At 60.7% G+C, this 2,396-nt stretch carries 3 protein-coding genes; all 3 read left to right on the forward strand.

The features are described 5' to 3' along the window. The first annotated feature begins 4 nt into the window (after positions 1–4). Positions 5–1,462, forward strand: a complete 1,458-nt coding sequence (locus tag VFV09_01095) for a ribulose-bisphosphate carboxylase large subunit (GenBank protein ID HEU4866298.1) — start codon at positions 5–7, stop codon at positions 1,460–1,462. 81 nt (positions 1,463–1,543) lie between these two features. Continuing rightward, on the forward strand, positions 1,544–1,978 hold the full coding sequence (locus VFV09_01100; GenBank protein HEU4866299.1) for a ribulose bisphosphate carboxylase small subunit: 435 nt from the start codon (positions 1,544–1,546) through the stop codon (positions 1,976–1,978). Between the two features lie 109 nt (positions 1,979–2,087). Further along, a partial coding sequence (locus tag VFV09_01105; GenBank protein ID HEU4866300.1) for a hypothetical protein occupies positions 2,088–2,396 on the forward strand: 309 nt, incomplete at its 3' end.

A 2,396-nucleotide genomic window follows, 5' to 3' on the forward strand; every position in this document is an offset into this window, starting at 1 on the left:
ATACATGGCCGGTACTAGCGACCCAGCAAGGCCGCGTTGGATGGCGGGCGTCATGCCCTACAAGGAAATGGGCTATTGGAAGCCCGAGTACGTCCCGGAGGACAGCGACATCATCGCCGCCTTCCGTATCACCCCGCAGGATGGGGTTGAGCCCGAGGAAGCAGCAGCAGCAGTCGCAGGTGAGTCTTCGACCGCTACGTGGACCGTGGTTTGGACCGACCGTCTGACCGCCCACGACAACTACCAGGCCAAGGCCTACAAGGTGATTCCGGTTCCCAACTCGAGCCCGCCTTCGTGGATTGCCTACATCGCCTACAAGCACGACCTCTTTGAGGAAGGCTCCATCGCCAACCTCACCTCCTCGATCATCGGTAACGTCTTCGGCTTCAAGGCCTTGAAGGCACTCCGCCTCGAGGACATGCACATCCCGCGGGAGTACATCAAGACCTTCCAGGGTCCCCCGCACGGCATCATCACCGAGCGCGAGATGGTCAACAAGTACGGCCGTCCTCTCCTCGGCGCCACCACCAAGCCGAAGCTGGGCCTCTCGCCCCGCAACTACGGCCGGGTGGTCTACGAGGCACTGCGCGGTGGTCTCGACTTCGTCAAGGACGACGAGAACATCAACTCGCAGAACTTCAACCGCTGGCGTGACCGCTACCTGTACTGCATGGAAGCCGTTCACCGTGCCGAAGAGGTAACCGGCGAGACCAAGGGTCACTACCTGAACGTCACCGCCGCCACCATGGAGGACATGTACGAGCGGGCGGAGTTCGCCAAGGAGCTGGGCTCGGTCATCATCATGATCGACCTCACCATCGGCTTCACCGCAATGACCTCGATGAGCCACTGGGCACGTGCCAACGGCCTCATCCTGCACCTTCACCGTGCCGGATACGCCACCTACGCACGTCAGAAGAACCACGGCGTCAACTTCCGGGTTCTGTCCAAGTGGTGCCGGATGCTGGGTGTCGACCACATCCACTCGGGCACCGTCGTCGGCAAGCTCGAGGGCGACCCGAACGCAATTCAGGGCTACTACAACACCCTGCGTGAGGACAAGGTTCCCGCCAACGCAGTCCAGGGAATCTACTTCGACCAGGACTGGGCGCACATGCCTGGCGTGATGCCGGTTGCATCCGGTGGTATCCACGCCGGTCAGATGCACCAGCTTCTGCACTACCTGGGCGAGGACGTCGTCCTGCAGTTCGGTGGAGGCACCATCGGTCACCCCATGGGTGTTGCCGCAGGCGCAACCGCAAACCGGGTAGCCGTCGAAGCAATGATCCAGGCTCGCAACGAGGGCCGGGACTACTACAAGGAAGGCCCGGACATCCTGAAGAAGGCTTCCAAGACCTGTTCCCCGCTGGCTTCCGCGCTGGAAGTTTGGGGCGACATCACCTTCGACTTCGAGTCCACCGACGTGCCGGACGTGCTGGAGCTGCCGACCCCGGTCAGCTAAAACACAGTTGGGGGGCTCCGGCCCCCCAACGACCCCCCGAAGGCCGAATCAAGGACAACAACTTTTCAGGAGAACAAGACAATGCCAACTGGACTAAAGATCACCCAGGGGACGTTCTCTTATCTGCCGGACCTATCGGAAGATGAGATTCGTGCTCAGATTCAATACGGGATCGACAACGGCTGGGCCGTGGCCATCGAGTACACCGATGACCCGCACCCTCGCAACTCCTACTGGGACATGTGGGGTATGCCGATGTTCGACCTGGAGGACGCCGCCGGCGGTATGCACGAGGTGACTCGTTGCCGGGAGGCTTTCCCCAACCAGTACATCAAGGTCAGCCTGTACAACCCCAAGTTGACCAAGCAGACCATCGCACTGCAGTTCATCGTGAACAGGCCGAAGCACGAGCCTGGCTTCCGCCTGGTCCGCCAGGAAAGTAACGACCGGGTTATCCGGTACACGATGGAGCCGTACGCCGCCGGCCAGCCCCACGGCGACAGGTACGCAGACTAAAAAGCAGTACGCAGCATGTTTACGGGACGGGGGAAGCGAGGAATCGCTTCCCCCGACCTATAAATAAAAAAAGCAGGTACACAGTTACCCGGGCACTAGGAGGACCGACGTGGCGCAGGGCATAACACCGGAAAAGTTGATTTCACCCCCCTCGCAGGGAACGGGCATGTACAAGGGCGACAGCAACTTTGACGACCGCTTTGGTGCCCAGACGACTCCCGAAGAGTTCCAGGAGCTCAAGGACCCGCTCCGTGAGATCCCCGACGACCTCGAGGTCGACGCGCAGAAGCTGTTCACGGAAAGCAAAGTCAAAGACGTGCTGCACCAGCTGGACAGCGAGCTCGTGGCTCTCGAGAACGTCAAAGAGCGGATTTCCGAGATCGCCCACCTACTTTTGATCGACAGGCTTCGCCGCAGC

Source organism: Actinomycetota bacterium, from assembly GCA_035759705.1.
Lineage (GTDB): Bacteria > Actinomycetota > CADDZG01 > JAHWKV01 > JAHWKV01 > JAJCYE01.

Coding starts and splice junctions, on each gene's coding strand:
- VFV09_01095 (HEU4866298.1), top strand. CDS start 5: ATGGCCGGTACTAGCGACCCAGCAAGGCCGCGTTGGATGGCGGGCGTC.
- VFV09_01100 (HEU4866299.1), top strand. CDS start 1,544: ATGCCAACTGGACTAAAGATCACCCAGGGGACGTTCTCTTATCTGCCG.